This is a genomic window from Nitrosovibrio sp. Nv6 (assembly GCF_900110495.1).
Classification (GTDB): Bacteria; Pseudomonadota; Gammaproteobacteria; order Burkholderiales; family Nitrosomonadaceae; genus Nitrosospira.
In genome coordinates this window covers 71,305-86,634 of the sequence record NZ_FODX01000004.1, presented here as the reverse complement: position 1 = coordinate 86,634, position 15,330 = coordinate 71,305, and the positions used below count along the sequence as shown (strand labels likewise).

Sequence of the window (15,330 nt, the reverse complement as noted above, 5' to 3'; positions counted from 1 at the left end):
CACGCGAATAACAATTAATGCGTTGATTTTCCGCTGCGCGGCTCAATCCATGTACCAACTTATGTGCTCATAGGTATACATTATAATTTTTAAACCGGACTACCTCAAAAGGGTGACGACAATGACGGAAAAGGCAATCTTCGGAGCAGGTTGTTTCTGGGGCGTGGAAGCGGCCTTTCGCGCGGTCAAAGGCGTGAGCAAGGTAATATCCGGATATTCCGGCGGACACCTCAAAAACCCAACTTATCAAGACGTATGCACTGGCGAAACCGGTCATGCGGAAGTGGTACAAGTGGAATACGATCCGTCGCAGGTTGACTATGAGACGCTACTTGATGTTTTCTGGGATTGTCACAATCCCACCACCCGCAACCGACAAGGGCCCGACGTAGGTACGCAGTACCGCTCGGCAATATTCTTCTACACGCCTGAGCAGGAAGCTGCAGCGAAGGCGTCCAAAGAAAAATTAGAGCAAAGCGGGCGCTGGCGTGAACCCATTGTGACGGAAATCGCGCCAGCCTCCGAGTTTTATCCTGCCGAGGAATATCACCAACGTTATCTGGAAAAACGCGGCATTGCCGGGCATTGCCATACCTGACGGGATGGACGGGGTCAGGAAAGACGGCTCCTGATTTCAGCGATACGCGCCTCGCTCACCCTGGCGTTGATTGCGACTGGCAAGCGTGCAGGGTCGGAAACAGCGCTGGCCAACCCAGCGGCAATTGCGCCTGCATCCACGCTTCTGGCCGCACCGAACGCCTTCCGTAACCGATCCGCCTGAGGATAAGGCCTTTCGGCGTAGCCGGGCCGGCCGTGGAAATCGCAGGAGCAGGCTTGCAGAAACTCTTCGAAGCGTTCCGGCTTGCGATAGGCATCCACCCCTTGCAGCATGTTGGCGATGGTCGCCGGGCGCAGTTCGGCCGCGCGATGCACATCGCCATGATAGCGTGCGACCAGTAACGCCAGATCGCGCGCGTCGTTAGGAACCCTGATTCGCTCGCATAAATCCTGGACCAGTTTCACGCTGCGTGCTTCGTGGCCAATATGGCGCGGCCATTCCTCCGGGGGCGTCGTTCCTTTGCCCAGATCGTGGGTAAGCGCGGCAAACCGTACCGGTAGAGAATAATCTTTAGACGCGGCATAGTCGATGACCATCATGACGTGCACGCCGGTATCAACTTCGGGATGATGCTGTGGCGGCTGGGGTACACCGAACAAAGCATCCACCTCCGGCATGACCCGGGTGAGCGCACTGCACTCGCGCAGTGCATAAAACATGCGGGAAGGCCGCCGCTCCATCAATCCACGGGCAAACTCCTGCCAAACGCGCTCCGGTACCAGTGCGTCCACTTCACCGTTGTGTACCATTTCGCTCATCAGTGCAAGGGTTTCGGGTGCGATGTGAAAACCGAAGCGCGCGGCAAAACGGGCTGTTCTCAGCACACGCACCGGGTCTTCAGTAAATGCCGGACTGATATGACGCAACAGACCTGCTTCGAGATCGGCCACGCCGTCGAACGGATCGATAATGTTGCCATCCTGATCCTTCGCGATGGAATTAATCGTGAGGTCGCGCCGCGCCAGGTCTTCCCGCAAGGTAACGTCAGGCGAGGCATAAACCTCAAAGCCTTTATACCCGCGCGAGACCTTGCGCTCGGTACGCGCCAGAGCGTATTGTTCCTGGCTTTTGGGGTGGAGGAACACAGGAAAATCCTTTCCCACCGGACGATAGCCGAGCCGTACCATTTCATCCGGCGTGGATCCCACCACTACATAATCATGGTCAGTCACCGGCAGACCCAGAATCTCGTCGCGTACGGAGCCGCCAACAAGGTAGGTTTTCATAATGAACACATCCTTGAATCCTCGAATCTTTAACGTCCTGTTCGATTGCGAAGATGCTCATACCTCTCACGCGGCATCTGATGCGCAAGATACAGGGGCGCCACTTCTTCCAGCGCAGTGGGCCGAATACCCCAGACTTCCGGGAGATTGTTGGGCTGCGCTTCGCAACCGCACACGCTGTCTACTTTCATTGACTGATAGTTATCCCGGCTCATGAGGTTGCCTGGCAGAAACTCCATCATAAACGCTTCCAGATGGGATAAGCCATCGCCGAGCCCGATGATGGCAGGGTCATGTCCTGTGACATGCGCGGCGTATTCGACCAGTTGCCGCAGACTGTAGCATTTGGGGCCGCACAAGTCGTAACGCTGGCCAAAAGTCCTGGTTGCATCCAGGCTTGCGGCAAATGCCCGGACCACGTCTTCGACAAATACCGGCTGGAATTTTGCATCGGGCGACGCCAGCGGCAATACCGGCAGCCGCCCCAGTTTCGCAAAGAGACTCAGAGACGCATCCCCTGGGCCAAATATTACCGACGGCCTGAAAACTGTCGCGGTCAAGCCGGATGTCATCACGATATCCTCTCCTTCTCCCTTGGAGCGCAAATAGGCGCTGGGCTGGCCGGGGCCGGCATTCAACGCGCTCATGTGCAATATGCGCGTTATTCCATTGCGCTTACATGCTGCCACAATTTTGCGCGGTAATTCAACATGGGCCGCCGCGAAATCATCATGCAGAACACCAACCAGGTTGATGACTGCATCCATGCCCATCAGCAGCCGGTCAAGTTCCGCATCGTCATATATATTGGCTTCCACCAGATCCACGGTAGGAATAACCAGAAGCCCCTTGGAGCGCTCGTAATTGCGGGTAGGAACGCGCAGGAAGATTTCCTGGTTGGTCAGGAGATTCAGGAGATGTCCGCCAACAAATCCGCTGCCGCCAAAAACGCATACATTATCGATTTTCATGGCTTTATTTCTCCTCTGAAAATTTTTCGCCCCCCGACCTTGATGCCACTATGCCAAGGCGGCTTTTCAGGGCCGTTACTTGATGCCCGAAGCTCCTGGCGTAATACATTGAGTTACTCAGCACTTTTTTTACATAATCCCGCGTCTCGTTGAAAGGAATGGTCTCTGCGTAAATTGCCCCTTCCAGCGGCTGCTTCTCGTCGCGCCATTGCGACATGCGGCCGGGGCCGGCGTTATAGCCGGCAGAAGCCAGCAGCGGCTGATTATCCGACAACGTCAGAACATGCTTGAGATAATAGGTGCCCAGCTTTAGATTGGTGTTGACCTCGGTTACAAGGGCGGGGCGATATTTGCGAACCCCCATCTTTTTCGAAACCCATTTTGCCGTGCCCGGCATCAGTTGCATCAGGCCCATTGCACCGGCGCTGGATCTGGCATCGCTAATAAAGCGGCTCTCCTGGCGGATCAGGCCGTATACCCATGCTTCGTCGAGCTCCTGCTGTTTCAGGATATCGCGCATCGCATCGCGGTGAGGTGCGAGGAAACGCAGGCTGAAATCGTGATCTTTTATCGTTTTTTCCGCCGTATTGATGGCGCGGTCGTAGATTCCGTGGCGCCGCGCGACTTCAGCGGCGGCCAGCAGCCGGTGGTCGTCGAAATCGCGTATTGCCCACACCCATTCGCGTGTGGCTTCCGTTCTCAGATTCAGGCGATACAAGGCCAGCGCCCGCTTGATTCCAGGCAACCGCTCGGTTGCTGCAATCTCCTTTTTCGAGGGCTTATACGATTCGGCCGGCGTGCCGATGGTTACGCCCAGTTCCTCTTCCGCCAGTTGGCCGTAAAAATTATGCTCTGTGCTAAGAGGAGCAAGGATAACGTTCGCTTCCGTTGTCTTGCCTCTTGATTTCAAGGCTCTCGCTTTCCAGTAACGCCAGACTCCCGTTTGCTGTTCGGGGGTAGACATCGCTTCGATGCTTTCCAGCACCAGATTCCAGTCTCCTGCGCGTAGCGCAGCGCGGGTTTTCCACCCAAGCTGCGCATCCGATAGCGCAACGGGCGCACTGGTGCTGGCCGCTTCCATAAACCAGCCCAATGCGCGTGGATTCAGCCGGCGCGCTGCCTGGTCCGCCAGTTGCACGAGGAAATATGAGTGCTCGGCTTCACTGAATTGCTCGCGTATCCGGGGCCAATAGGCATAGGCTTGATCGGGGCTGCTTCGGAGCAGGCGCAGTATCGCGAAAAGGGCGATTTCCCGATCGGCGCGAGTTCCAATCTCGCGCCGGTGTTTTTCCAGATAACGCAGAGGATTCTCCGTAGCGGAGGTCAACCTGCGTTCATTGAGTGCCTGATTTTCAGGCAGATATTCGTTGATGCGTTTCGCTACGCTCACACTGCCCGCTTCAAGCGCCAGACGCAGCCGCGCCCATACATCTTCCACCGTTAACACCCCGGCAGTTACCAGTGCATCGAATAACGGCGTGCAGCTTTCCGGCAGGTCGCGTGCGTTGAACCAGAGTGGACGTACTTCGGCAAACGCACTGTTATCGTTTGCTGCGAGGCGCTGTTGAAGGGAATAGCAAATAAGCTCGGTATCCTTATTAATTACATTCGGATACGCTTCGGCAAATAAATCCCATTGCTGTGTCTCGCCCAGTGTTTTCAGCCATTCGCCTTGCAGGCGGTCACTCAAGGGACTGTCCTGATAACGCTTGAGAAAGGCGTTGACCGTTTCCTCACTTGCATCCGTATTCTCAAGTTGCGGACGCAACTGGTAATAGATTGCATAGGGTTCCAGCACGTACCCCCGCAGCCGTTGTGCATATGCCGCTACGCGGGCGGAGTCCCCCGCCTGGAACGCTTGCCTCATGGCCATGAAATCGTCATCCTGGCTTGCCGCTGCCAGGGTTCCGGCGTAGATCGCGAAAAATAATCCCGCAAAAAAAGTTTTCATAACCTGCTATAAATTAAGTAGTTGAAACGGAAAATCCAGTGGGAACGCATGGTTATAAAATGGCCTTGCGCCTTTCTTTCGGATTTGACACTTCTGTATGAAGAATAGCACATCATGCCGCATATCAGCCTGAACCCCGCGACCAGCAAAACGCTGAAAACCTATACCAGTTGGGATAGCCATCATCTTGCGGCGGCATTGAAACAAGCCCATGAGGCGCAGCAAGTCTGGGAGCAAACGGCATTTGCCCAGCGCGCAGAACACATGCACCGTGCCGCCATGCTGTTGCACGAGCGAGTCAATGACTATGCCGGAATAATGGCCGCCGAAATGGGTAAACCTGTGCGCGAGGGACGTGGGGAGGCGAAAAAGTGCGCGCTTACATGCGATTATTATGCCGTGCACGCTGAGCATTTTCTGCAGCCGGAAATGGTTCAGACCGACGCTGGCAAGAGTTACGTTTCCTATGAACCTATCGGCGTCGTGCTGGGTATCATGCCGTGGAATTTTCCGTTCTTTCAAGTCATCCGTTTTGCTGCTCCCGCGCTGATGGCGGGTAACGCCTGTGTTCTGAAACACGCGTCCAATGTACCGCAATGCGCGCTTGCACTGGAGCAATTGTTCCAGGATGCGGGCTTTCCTCCCCATCTTTTTACCGCACTCATAATTGAAGCGTCCGATGTGGCCGAAGCTATTGCCAGTCATCATGTCCATGCCGTGACGCTGACCGGCTCAGAGCCGGCAGGGCGCGAGGTCGCGTCCCACGCGGGCCGGCATTTGAAGAAATGTGTGCTTGAACTGGGTGGATCGGACGCTTTTATCATATTGAAGGATGCGGACCTTGAACTCGCCGCGGATTTTGCGGTGCGATCGCGGTTTCAGAACTGCGGACAGTCCTGCATCGCCGCCAAGCGCATCATTCCCGTAGAGGAGATTGCTGATGAGTTTGTTTCTCTGTTCATAAAGAAAACGGCGGGGCTGAAAGTGGGGGACCCGACGAACGAAACAACCCAGATCGGCCCAATGGCGCGGCTTGATTTGCGGGAAGATTTGCATCAGCAGATTACCGATTCGATTGCGCAGGGCGCGCAACCAGTTCTTGGTTGCAAGCCCGTGCATGGGGAAGGTGCGTTCTACCCACCATCCGTGCTTGACCGGGTGACGGCGAAAACGAGGGCATATCATGAGGAATTATTCGGTCCTGTGGCTGCCGTCATACGCGCAGCCAACGAGGAAGAGGCCATTCGCATTGCCAACGACACCCGTTTCGGTCTTGGTTCCAGCATCTGGAGCCGTGATTCGGAGCACGCGGAGAAACTCGCAGGGAAAATTCAGGCAGGTTGCAGCTTTATCAATGGTATGGTCAGATCCGATCCGCGTCTACCCTTTGGAGGTACCAAGGCTTCCGGTTTTGGCAGAGAGTTGTCGTACCACGGCATCCGGGAATTCGTTAACATAAAAACGGTCTGGGTGCGATAACCGTACGATAACCCTCCCGAACGGAAGGGTTCTGTCAGACCACCCCCTGACCGATCATTGCGTCCGCGACTTTTACAAAACCGGCCACGTTGGCGCCATTGACATAACTTATGGTGCCATCCTTGCGCTGACCGTACTGCAAGCAGGATTTATGGATAGCCTGCATGATCTCGAGCAATCTGGCATCCACCTCATCCCGCGGCCAGGAGAGACGCATCGCATTCTGGCTCATTTCCAGACCGGAGGTGGCCACTCCTCCCGCATTACTTGCTTTACCCGGTGCAAAAAGAACCCCGCTGCGTTCGAAGCATTTCACCGCCTCGGCTGTGGAAGGCATATTGGCCCCTTCCGCGACGCAGATTACGCCGTTTTTGATCAGCGTTGCGGCATCCTCTTCGTTCAGTTCGTTCTGTGTGGCACACGGCAAAGCGACATCGACCGGTACATGCCATGGCCGCGTGCCAGCGGTAAAAGTCGCTTTTATTCTCTCGGCGTAGCTGCTTATGCGAGCATACTGGCTATTTTTCACGTCCATCAATTCAGCCAGTTTTTCACCGGTAAAGCCGTCTTCATCAATCACTGTCCCGCTGGAGTCTGATACGGTTATGACTTTGGCGCCAAGCGCCATGGCTTTTTCCACGGCATATTGCGCGACATTCCCCGAACCCGAGACGGAAACCCGCAGACCGTCGAGTGAACGGCCGGATTGCTTGAGCATTTCCTCAGCGAAATATACGGTTCCGTAGCCGGTCGCTTCCGGACGGATCAGAGACCCGCCAAAACTCAATCCCTTGCCGGTAAAAACACAATCAGCGCGGTTTGACAGCTTTTTCATCATGCCGGCCATAAAGCCGACTTCGCGGCCCCCAACGCCGATATCGCCCGCCGGCACATCGACATCCGAACCTATATGGCGGAAGAGTTCGCACATATAAGCCTGGCAGAAACGCATTATCTCCCCCGGGCTCCGGTGCTTTGGGTCGAAATCCGACCCGCCTTTGCCTCCGCCCATGGGAAGGGAAGTGAGCGCATTCTTGAAAGTTTGCTCGAACGCGAGAAATTTCAGGATGGAGAGATTTACGGACGGATGAAAGCGTGTGCCCCCCTTATAAGGGCCAATGGAAGAGCTGTGCTGTATCCGGTAACCGCGGTTGACATTCACCTCCCCTTGATCATTCACCCAAGATACCCGGAAAATGATGATCCGCTCCGGCTCTATAAGACGATCCAGAATTCCATGTTCGGCGTAACGAGGGTGTTCCGTGATAAAAGGCCAGAGACTCTCCATGACCTCAGCAGTGGCTTGCAGATACTCGGGCTGACCCGGGTTACGCTCCGCTATGTAAGCGCAGAATTCCTGAAAACTTTGATACTTCATTGTTATTGCCCCTTGTAACAAACCATTCTCCCAAGGCGAGTATTCTGCCAAATAACTTGCGGAATCGCACTGTATTTATATTTCGTGATTGGATGCGGAAGCTGTTACAGGGATATTCGATCTCCTTTGGTAAAATCTCTGCGTGCCCTCAACGTGCCCCTAGCCTGTCTGTACCGGTTTCACAGCTCGCAGCGGGTGATGCCCAGTTGCTTCTGCGAGCATCCTTATTCTTTTTTGTCACCATTTCCGTCATCTTCGCCAGTTACATCCTTTGCGTCATGCACGTCATTTCCGTCATCTTTTTTACGCGGCTTGGCTGTCCACCAGATAACGAGAATAAATAACGATAGAGCTACACCTGCTTCCAGCAGTAATATCCACATAGGATCAACCATGATGTATATTTACCAAATGCAACTTTAACCCATAATCCGATGAAAGACCAATTAGCGCCCCTAGCTGTTGTCGCGTTCATATTGCTGCTATTGCTCAACGCCTGTACGATAGTGCCCACCCCGCGCGTGGCTTCAGAAAAGCCGGCCGCGCCGCCCTCCGCACCCGTACTCAAACCGACCGATTGGGATGCGCTGACGGGCTGGACCGACAACGATTTACCCCCGGCACTGGATACATTCCTTCGAAGCTGCTCGGTTTTGAAAAATCAGCCGCTCTGGCAGGAAACCTGTACTCAGGCCGACTCCATGCGGGGACAAACCGGCGCCACCCTGCGTCAATTCTTCGAGAGCCATTTTGTTCCACACCAGTTGCTGAATTCCGATGGTAGCGGTGATGGTCTGATCACAGGCTATTATGAGCCCCTGCTCAAGGGTAGTCGCACGCAATCCAGGCGATACCGCTATCCGCTATATGCCACACCCGATGAACTCCTCGTGGTCGATTTGAGCGAAGTTTATCCGGAACTCAAAAACATGCGGCTGCGCGGACGGTTGCAGGGACGTAAAGTAGTGCCCTATTATAGCCGGTCTGATATAACGAGTAATCCTTCACGGCTACAGGGAAAGGAACTTCTGTGGGTGGACGATGAGGTTGAGTTGTTTTTTCTGCAAATCCAGGGATCGGGCCGCGTGGAACTCGAGAATGGCGAAATCGTGCGGGTAGGCTACTCCGAACAAAACGGCCATCCCTATAAATCCATAGGAAAATTGCTGGTGGAGCGCGGCGAATTGCCTTTGGAAAAGGCTTCAATGCAGGGAATCAAGGCCTGGGGCCAGAGAAATCCGCACAAATTGGGCGAGCTATTGCGGCAAAATTCAAGCTTCGTTTTTTTCCGTGAGTTGCCTGCCGCCGTGCCGGGACCGTTAGGCTCGCTCGGCGTACCGCTGACAGCGGGCAGAAGCCTGGCGGTTGATCCTCGCGCGGTACCCCAGGGCGCGCCGGTTTTTCTTGCCACCACCTGGCCCAATACCGACAAGCAGCTTTATCGGCTAATGGTGGCTCAGGATACCGGTGGAGCCATCAAGGGCAATGTTCGCGCCGATTTCTTCTGGGGCTTTGGCCGGGAAGCAGCGGACCAGGCGGGGAAGATGAGACAGACAGGCAAAATGTGGGTGTTGATGCCTACTGGCTACGTATCCCAGAGCTACATACGGGAAGCTCAGATTCGTTAGGATATTGGGAAACGGATATTCAGAAACTGGAGCCGCCTGATTCAATCCCGCGTCCAACAGTTGTCATTTTGCCGACGCCGCATTCAGTCTCTTTTCTATGGTTTCAGCCGGAATCATCCCCGGCGCTACCGAGCCATCTGCAAAGATCAAAGTCGGGGTACCGCTTATGCCGTTTTGCTGTCCTGCCTTGAGGAGCGTGTCGATCGGTGTATCGCAGGTTTTTCCAGTTGGGGCAACATCTTTAAGCATGAAACCCTCCCAGGCCTTGAGCCGGTCAGGAGAACACCAAATCGCTGTGGCGGTAGGAACCGAGCCATTAAGCACCGGATAGAGCAGAGTATAGACGGTCACGTTGGTAACGTTAGCCAATTCCTTTTCAAGACGCTTGCAATAGGGGCAATTTGGATCGGAAAAAACCACGAGTTTGCGCTTTCCATTACCCTTGGTCGCCTTAATCGCGTGTTCCAGAGGAAGAGAGTCAATATCTATCCGCCTTGCATCCTTGACCTCCTGCAAGCGCTGGCTGGTCAGGCTTTCCTTCGTTTTCGGGTCAATCACATGCCCGAAGAAAAGATAGGATGCCTTTTCATCGGTATAAAACAATTCTCCACCCACTACTGCTTCGTATAGCCCGAGATAAGGGGTTTTTTTCAGGCTTTCGATTTTCTCCCCCGGAAAACTTGCCTGGAGCGCTTTTTTCAAGGACGCCTCATCAGCAGAAGCCGTTCCGAAAACAAAGCACAGTAATAAAGCGGGGAAAATGAGATTTAAACGCATGATCGTATGGCTCCGGTTTAAGTAAGATTTTTGTCGCGCTTGATTGTTGCTGATCAACTGCCTATCGTTATGTCCTTATCACGGAGTCCTGGTTGGCCTCAGCTTAGCGCATGCTGCATCAAATGGTCTTTTATGAGGGGCAGCCGGTTCGTGAGCCCCAAACCCACATTACGCAAGCGAACAAGCGTTGGATTAGTATTGTCGAACAACTTCTGTAAACCATCAGTAACCAGTTCCAGGGCCAGAATATCTTCCTTGCGTGCCCGCTCATAACGGCGCAGCAACAGGTAATCGCCACAATCCGGCTGCAAGCCGCGCGCAAGGATAGTGGAAGCCAGCTCCTGCGCATCCCGCAAACCCAGGTTGACGCCTTGTCCGGCCAGGGGGTGGATGCCATGGGCAGCATCGCCGATAAGGGCAAGACGCGGTTGTACAAGTTTCTTTACATGTACGAAACTCAGCGGAAAAGCGGCGGGCCGGGTAACCAGTTGCAACTCGCCCAAGGCGCGGTAAGATGCAATCGTGACCTCGTGGCACAATTCCGTTTCAGATAAATCGAGCAGCGCCCGCGCACGCTCTTCCTTTGCCGACCACACCATGGATACCAGCTTGTCCGGCAATGGCAGCAGTGCGAGCACCCCATCCCGACGGAACCATTGGTGGGCGACATTTCTGTGACTCCGCTCGGTATTGAAATTAGCCACCACGCCCGTCTGCTGATAAGAATGACGCACCACCTCAATTTTGGCCTGCTCGCGTACCCAGGAATTCAGGCCATCGGCACCCACAATCAGTGCCGCCTCCAATACGGTTCCATCATCCAGATGTAAATCGACGTGAGATTCAGCCCAGGTTACCGAGGCGCATTGCGCGGGACAGAAAATCTTGACGTACTTTTTCTGACGCTTCAAGGCGTCCCACACAGCGGTTTGGAGCTGGCGGTTCTCAACAATGAACGCCAGTTCGGAGACCCCGATATCATAAGCGCTGAAATCAATCCGTGCGGCGCTGTCGTCGCCAAACACTGCCATGTTGTAAACCGGAGTAATGCGAGCTTCGTCGAGCGCCTTCCACACTCCCAGGTTTTGCAGAAAACCGGCACTGCCTGGGCTAATGGCATAAATTCTGCTGTCCCAGCTATCATCGGCAGGAAGCGGAGCAGGCAAGCGCGACTCGACCAGCGCGATCTTGAGGCCGCTGCCTTTGAGAGCAAGCGCCAGGCTTGCACCCACAAGTCCGCCGCCAATAATACAGACATCGAATTTCATCAAGGCATTATACAGACCGTTTCAATCGATGGGGGAGGTTGCGCCTCGACCTCGAGATGTCACACCGATTTGGTTTCTGAAGGTGGCGCGAGTCATGGATTCTCTTGCAGATCATGAGGATACGCCGCCCAAGCCCTTGTAAATCTTGACAGAGTGACCTTGCAAGGGCACAATTGCAACCCCTCCGATATAACATGTGGCGAATTAGCTCAGTGGTTAGAGCAGCGGAATCATAATCCGTTGGTCCCCAGTTCGAATCTGGGATTCGCTACCAAAGAATAACTTACGGTCACATTCCCTTGAAAACGTACTACTAGGTCGCATTGATAGGAATCCAACTTCCTCGGTGCTTTAGCGCCTTGCCTTCGGCTCGACTTTCCGCCTTGTAAATACCTTCGTTTTAAAACATCTTTCAATGTCGAGCATAAATCAGAAGAAAATGAGATGTGGAATAGTCATGCCTATTTCGGCAATTGACGGATACCCGGCAAGTCATTGGGACGAAGTTTTTCTAATCATAAAGGAGGCGCTTTCAGAAACTAGATTTAACGTGGAACTGGTAAGCAACTCGGATGAAATAGGCGTTATCCAAAAGCGAATCGTACAAAACATTTACGATAATGAAATTGTGATATGCGACGTTAGTGCAAAGAACCCAAACGTGATGTTTGAGTTAGGCATGAGGTTAGCCTTTGATAAACCAGCGATTATCATCAAAGACAACAGGACGAATTATTCATTTGATACTGCTCCTATCGAGCATCTTGAGTATCCCGTAGAACTAAACCATCGAGCAATACAGGACTTTCAAACCAAATTAAGAGACAAAGTAATTGCGACTTTTGAAGCCTCGAAGCATCCAGAATATACGACTTTTTTGAAGCACTTTGGTCAATTTATTGTCGCAAATATCGAGGAAAAAAAGGTAGGGAAAGACGACTATCTTTTAGAGGCGATTTCGGAACTTCGTACAGATATCCGGGCGTTACGAAGAACGGTGGCAGCACCGACAAGTGTCAGTGTTTCTCCCTTTATCGGGTCCGCCCTGCATAGACATATAGCGAATGAAACGCGGACGCAATGGGCAATTAATAACGCGCTCAAAACAGAAAACGAATTGATAGAGTTCATCAAAGGTTACTTAGGTGACGATATCAATCAGGCATCGTTAGCGGATCTTCAAAATCCAGATTCAAAGCTATTTAAAGGGATGTTCAAACACTTATGTAAAAGCACATATGCGCATGACTATTTGGGCGAAACTAAGATGATAGAAGAAGCTTTGGTTTCCGCAGCTAATCGCTTGAATCACGTGTTTAGTTTGAATAACTGGACGGCTCCTGAGTAGCTCATATATCAACATCTGGCGACAACATATCAAATTAAGCTTTTAATTACCTAAGAGCGTATCAAGTGCTAAGCGATTAAATCGGAGCTACTAATAAGTCTTTGATCTTACTGCTATAATGTGTTGTCTCTCTTGTTATGAAATATTGATTGACTCGGAATCATAATCCGTTGGTCTTCACGGTTCGAATCCGGGATTCGCTACCATAACTCAACTGCCTAGCCTAATTGCATAGCTCAATTGTAATGCCGCATACACGGCCGGCTTCAGGGCTGCGCTCCCCGTTCCCCAGCAAAACAAGCTTTCACCGACCCGGAATTGAGGCGCTCAATGGCATCCTGAGGCAAGTCTGCTATATTGAATTTATCGCCCTTTTTGGTTTTGCCTTGCAAAAAACGCTCTGTGCTTGCTTATTCCGTCCCATCCACCTGCGGTCCAGGAGAAACGTCATGCCGTACGACACAATAGAAGAACTTCCTGAAAACGTCAAAAATGTATTGCCGAAGCACGCCAGGGAGATATACCGGGCGGCTTTCAATAATGCCTGGGATGAATATAAGGATCCGGATGATCGCAGAGGCCATGCCTCACGCGAAGAGACGGCGCACAAAGTAGCCTGGGCGGCGGTAAAAAAGGAATATGAGAAAAGTGGTGATGAATGGCGCAAGAAGTCATAACATTCTCAAGTCAAGGAAAACGGGCCATCGGCCCCTTCGTTATCGCTTCGTTAGCGATTAGCGAACAACATTCTCATCCATCCCGACAGCGTTAACAAGAAGCCGGGGTCGGACGTTTCGTTAAACAGCCCTTCCACTTTACCTCGCGTAGATTCGCTTTTGATTGCGTGCGCTACCAGCTTATTGGTCAGGTACGGCCAGTTAAACAAGAACTCTGCTTTTCGGTAGACTTCAAACTTGGGCTGCAGCGCTTTCATGCTATCTGTATACGCTTGCGCCACCGCGGCGCGACCCGGATCGTATTCCGCAATGATTGCCTCTGCCGCAAGAATGCCGGTTTCCATTGCTTTACCAATTCCCTCGCCGGTAAGAGGAAACGTTGCACCGATGCATTCTCCTATGCCGAGTAAACCGCCACGCGCAAAGCGGGTGCCGGACAAACCGGTGCGAAGCGGTGCGCCCTTGAGAGGACTCATGATTTCACCATCGCGCATCAGGTTTTGAGCAAGGGGATGTTTGGCGACAAATTTTTCGTAGCTCCGGCGTGGATTATTGTATTTGTGCGCAGAGCCGAAGAATCCCACGCCGATATTGAAAATTGCATCCGGACCGGGAAAAATCCAGCCGTAGCCGCCTTTTACCGCGGGGTCGAAGGCAAATACCAGTTCGTTAAAATCTTTTGCTAAACGCTCGTTGCGCACATACTGGCGAACCGCAAAGCTTCTACATTCGGCTCGCAGCAATAAGCCCGCCCGCTGGATCGGCTCGACACTGGCACCGGTTGCCAGCAATACCCAACGCGCTCGTGCAGTGACAACACTACCGCCCCTATAGAATTCGGTACGATAAATTTTCTCATCCTCATCAAAAAGTCCGACGAACTCGTGACCGGGTAAAAACTCGATACCGGCTTCAATGGCGCTGTTTAACAATAACTCATCCAATTTCAGCCGCGGCACACACGCGCTATCAGCTCTGACCAAGACGTCACTGCCATCGAAACCAAACAGGCGCATCCCGTGGAGGGGACAAGATATATCGAGGACACGCTCGATCAGACCGAGTTTTTCCAGGGCATGATACGCATCAGGAATCAAGGCATCGCCGCAGGTTTTGTCACGCGGGAAACTGGCTTTATCGAACAAGCCAACAGAAAGACCGGCTTTGGCTAAAGTGCGGGCCGCCGCGCAACCTGCGGGACCCGCACCAATGATAATGGCGTCGTAGACATCCCGCATTGTATGTCCCAAGTTTTTTGACGCGGTGCGTCCAAAGAGGCTCAAGCGGTCAAGATAAATGTTTCTTGATATGGCTCCCAACCGCCGAACAAACATTATGAAACTTCTTCATTCCGGCGCTGAACCGGAAATCCAGGCCAAGAGTAGGGGCATAACGCTACTGCATACCGGCTTCGGCGACCCACCTACGCTATTGCTCATCGGATCAATAGCATCTAACGCTGCCTCATACTGATCAAGTTTAACGCCCTTTGTCTGTGGAGTACCGCACAGAACACGTCATTGGGAAGTGAGAGCATTAACTCAGTGCTGCGATCATTTAGTTGTAAACAAATGCACCCTCACCGATTGGCTCGTCATAACGTTCCAATTGCTGGAGGTTCGTTGGCCGCCTGTTATCGATCTCTATAAATACCTTAACAATAGTAAGAAAGCAGATAATGAAATCAAATTTAATAGACATGTTCGGCTTGAGTTGTGATCCGTCATGTGACGATCAGTTGGATGACTTACTTTCTAGCCTGGAAGCTAGCCTGGAGATGGATAGGCAGGTCCCACTGCCGATAAATTCGAAAGAGATTTTCTTCCCTGCTTTCATCCGCGGCCATCTCAATTCCGAATCCGAGGATGTCTTTTTCAGCGGATGAAAAAGGCCGCAAAGGAACTTCAAAATTATGAAAAGGCTCATGAAGGAGCCCGAAGGGGTCAAAGTGGTTTGGCACCCCCTCGGCAGGAATCGGAACTTAAAAATAAGTATGTAAGCGCCCGGA

Annotated in this window: 13 protein-coding genes and 1 tRNA gene; 6 read left to right on the top strand and 8 right to left on the bottom strand. The window is 52.7% G+C overall.

Features of this window, described 5'->3' with window-relative positions; translation table 11 throughout:
* Nucleotides 1-121 precede the first annotated feature (121 nt).
* On the top strand, nt 122-598 hold the full coding sequence (msrA, locus tag BMX66_RS10275) for a peptide-methionine (S)-S-oxide reductase MsrA (RefSeq protein ID WP_090881844.1): 477 nt from the start codon (nt 122-124) through the stop codon (nt 596-598).
* A 14-nt stretch (nt 599-612) separates the two neighbouring features.
* On the opposite strand, the gene BMX66_RS10270 is transcribed toward msrA, so the two are convergent.
* From BMX66_RS10270 to BMX66_RS10260, 3 genes are read right to left on the bottom strand one after another with little or no spacing between them, the layout of a single operon-like run.
* Nucleotides 613-1,845, bottom strand: a complete 1,233-nt coding sequence (locus tag BMX66_RS10270; RefSeq protein ID WP_090881842.1) for a multifunctional CCA addition/repair protein — start codon at nt 1,843-1,845, stop codon at nt 613-615.
* Between the two features lie 29 nt (nt 1,846-1,874).
* Nucleotides 1,875-2,816, bottom strand: coding sequence for a complex I NDUFA9 subunit family protein (locus tag BMX66_RS10265; RefSeq protein ID WP_090881840.1), 942 nt, complete (start codon nt 2,814-2,816; stop codon nt 1,875-1,877).
* 4 nt (nt 2,817-2,820) lie between these two features.
* Nucleotides 2,821-4,767 carry a lytic transglycosylase domain-containing protein gene (locus tag BMX66_RS10260; RefSeq protein WP_090881838.1) on the bottom strand — a complete coding sequence of 649 codons (1,947 nt, stop codon included), beginning with the start codon at nt 4,765-4,767 and terminating at the stop codon, nt 2,821-2,823.
* A gap of 114 nt (nt 4,768-4,881) precedes the next feature.
* Between BMX66_RS10260 and BMX66_RS10255 the strand changes: the two genes are divergently transcribed.
* Nucleotides 4,882-6,246, top strand: a complete 1,365-nt coding sequence (locus tag BMX66_RS10255) for an NAD-dependent succinate-semialdehyde dehydrogenase (protein WP_090881836.1) — start codon at nt 4,882-4,884, stop codon at nt 6,244-6,246.
* 34 nt (nt 6,247-6,280) lie between these two features.
* Here the strand turns inward: BMX66_RS10255 and gdhA are convergent, their stop codons facing one another.
* Both gdhA and BMX66_RS15675 read right to left on the bottom strand, forming a co-directional pair.
* Nucleotides 6,281-7,624: an NADP-specific glutamate dehydrogenase gene (gdhA, locus tag BMX66_RS10250; RefSeq protein WP_090881834.1), complete on the bottom strand. Its 1,344-nt coding sequence runs from the start codon at nt 7,622-7,624 to the stop codon at nt 6,281-6,283.
* A 224-nt stretch (nt 7,625-7,848) separates the two neighbouring features.
* Nucleotides 7,849-8,019 carry a hypothetical protein gene (locus BMX66_RS15675; RefSeq protein WP_158593411.1) on the bottom strand — a complete coding sequence of 57 codons (171 nt, stop codon included), beginning with the start codon at nt 8,017-8,019 and terminating at the stop codon, nt 7,849-7,851.
* A gap of 39 nt (nt 8,020-8,058) precedes the next feature.
* Here BMX66_RS15675 and BMX66_RS10245 point away from each other — a divergent pair, with 39 nt between their 5' ends.
* Nucleotides 8,059-9,252, top strand: a complete 1,194-nt coding sequence (locus BMX66_RS10245; protein WP_090881832.1) for a murein transglycosylase A — start codon at nt 8,059-8,061, stop codon at nt 9,250-9,252.
* A 63-nt stretch (nt 9,253-9,315) separates the two neighbouring features.
* Here BMX66_RS10245 and BMX66_RS10240 read toward each other — a convergent pair whose 3' ends face one another.
* On the bottom strand, nt 9,316-10,029 hold the full coding sequence (locus BMX66_RS10240) for a DsbC family protein (protein ID WP_090881830.1): 714 nt from the start codon (nt 10,027-10,029) through the stop codon (nt 9,316-9,318).
* Between the two features lie 98 nt (nt 10,030-10,127).
* The gene (locus BMX66_RS10235; protein WP_090881828.1) at nt 10,128-11,297 is read right to left on the bottom strand and encodes a UbiH/UbiF family hydroxylase; all 1,170 of its coding nucleotides are present in this window, start codon (nt 11,295-11,297) and stop codon (nt 10,128-10,130) included.
* A gap of 198 nt (nt 11,298-11,495) precedes the next feature.
* On the opposite strand from BMX66_RS10235, the gene BMX66_RS10230 reads away from it, so the two are divergent.
* From BMX66_RS10230 to chaB, 3 genes are all read left to right on the top strand, one after another.
* A tRNA-Met gene (locus BMX66_RS10230) sits at nt 11,496-11,571 on the top strand.
* A 183-nt stretch (nt 11,572-11,754) separates the two neighbouring features.
* Nucleotides 11,755-12,645: a hypothetical protein gene (locus tag BMX66_RS10225; protein ID WP_090881826.1), complete on the top strand. Its 891-nt coding sequence runs from the start codon at nt 11,755-11,757 to the stop codon at nt 12,643-12,645.
* Nucleotides 12,646-13,094: 449 nt separating this feature from the next.
* The gene (gene chaB / locus BMX66_RS10220; protein ID WP_090881825.1) at nt 13,095-13,322 is read left to right on the top strand and encodes a putative cation transport regulator ChaB; all 228 of its coding nucleotides are present in this window, start codon (nt 13,095-13,097) and stop codon (nt 13,320-13,322) included.
* Nucleotides 13,323-13,372: 50 nt separating this feature from the next.
* On the opposite strand, the gene BMX66_RS10215 is transcribed toward chaB, so the two are convergent.
* Complete coding sequence (locus tag BMX66_RS10215) at nt 13,373-14,560, bottom strand: geranylgeranyl reductase family protein (protein ID WP_158593412.1); 1,188 nt, start codon at nt 14,558-14,560, stop codon at nt 13,373-13,375.
* Between the last annotated feature and the right edge of the window lie 770 nt (nt 14,561-15,330).

Coding starts and splice junctions, on each gene's coding strand:
- msrA (WP_090881844.1), top strand. CDS start 122: ATGACGGAAAAGGCAATCTTCGGAGCAGGTTGTTTCTGGGGCGTGGAA.
- BMX66_RS10270 (WP_090881842.1), bottom strand. CDS start 1,845: ATGAAAACCTACCTTGTTGGCGGCTCCGTACGCGACGAGATTCTGGGT.
- BMX66_RS10265 (WP_090881840.1), bottom strand. CDS start 2,816: ATGAAAATCGATAATGTATGCGTTTTTGGCGGCAGCGGATTTGTTGGC.
- BMX66_RS10260 (WP_090881838.1), bottom strand. CDS start 4,767: ATGAAAACTTTTTTTGCGGGATTATTTTTCGCGATCTACGCCGGAACC.
- BMX66_RS10255 (WP_090881836.1), top strand. CDS start 4,882: ATGCCGCATATCAGCCTGAACCCCGCGACCAGCAAAACGCTGAAAACC.
- gdhA (WP_090881834.1), bottom strand. CDS start 7,624: ATGAAGTATCAAAGTTTTCAGGAATTCTGCGCTTACATAGCGGAGCGT.
- BMX66_RS15675 (WP_158593411.1), bottom strand. CDS start 8,019: ATGGTTGATCCTATGTGGATATTACTGCTGGAAGCAGGTGTAGCTCTA.
- BMX66_RS10245 (WP_090881832.1), top strand. CDS start 8,059: ATGAAAGACCAATTAGCGCCCCTAGCTGTTGTCGCGTTCATATTGCTG.
- BMX66_RS10240 (WP_090881830.1), bottom strand. CDS start 10,029: ATGCGTTTAAATCTCATTTTCCCCGCTTTATTACTGTGCTTTGTTTTC.
- BMX66_RS10235 (WP_090881828.1), bottom strand. CDS start 11,297: ATGAAATTCGATGTCTGTATTATTGGCGGCGGACTTGTGGGTGCAAGC.
- BMX66_RS10225 (WP_090881826.1), top strand. CDS start 11,755: ATGCCTATTTCGGCAATTGACGGATACCCGGCAAGTCATTGGGACGAA.
- chaB (WP_090881825.1), top strand. CDS start 13,095: ATGCCGTACGACACAATAGAAGAACTTCCTGAAAACGTCAAAAATGTA.
- BMX66_RS10215 (WP_158593412.1), bottom strand. CDS start 14,560: ATGCGGGATGTCTACGACGCCATTATCATTGGTGCGGGTCCCGCAGGT.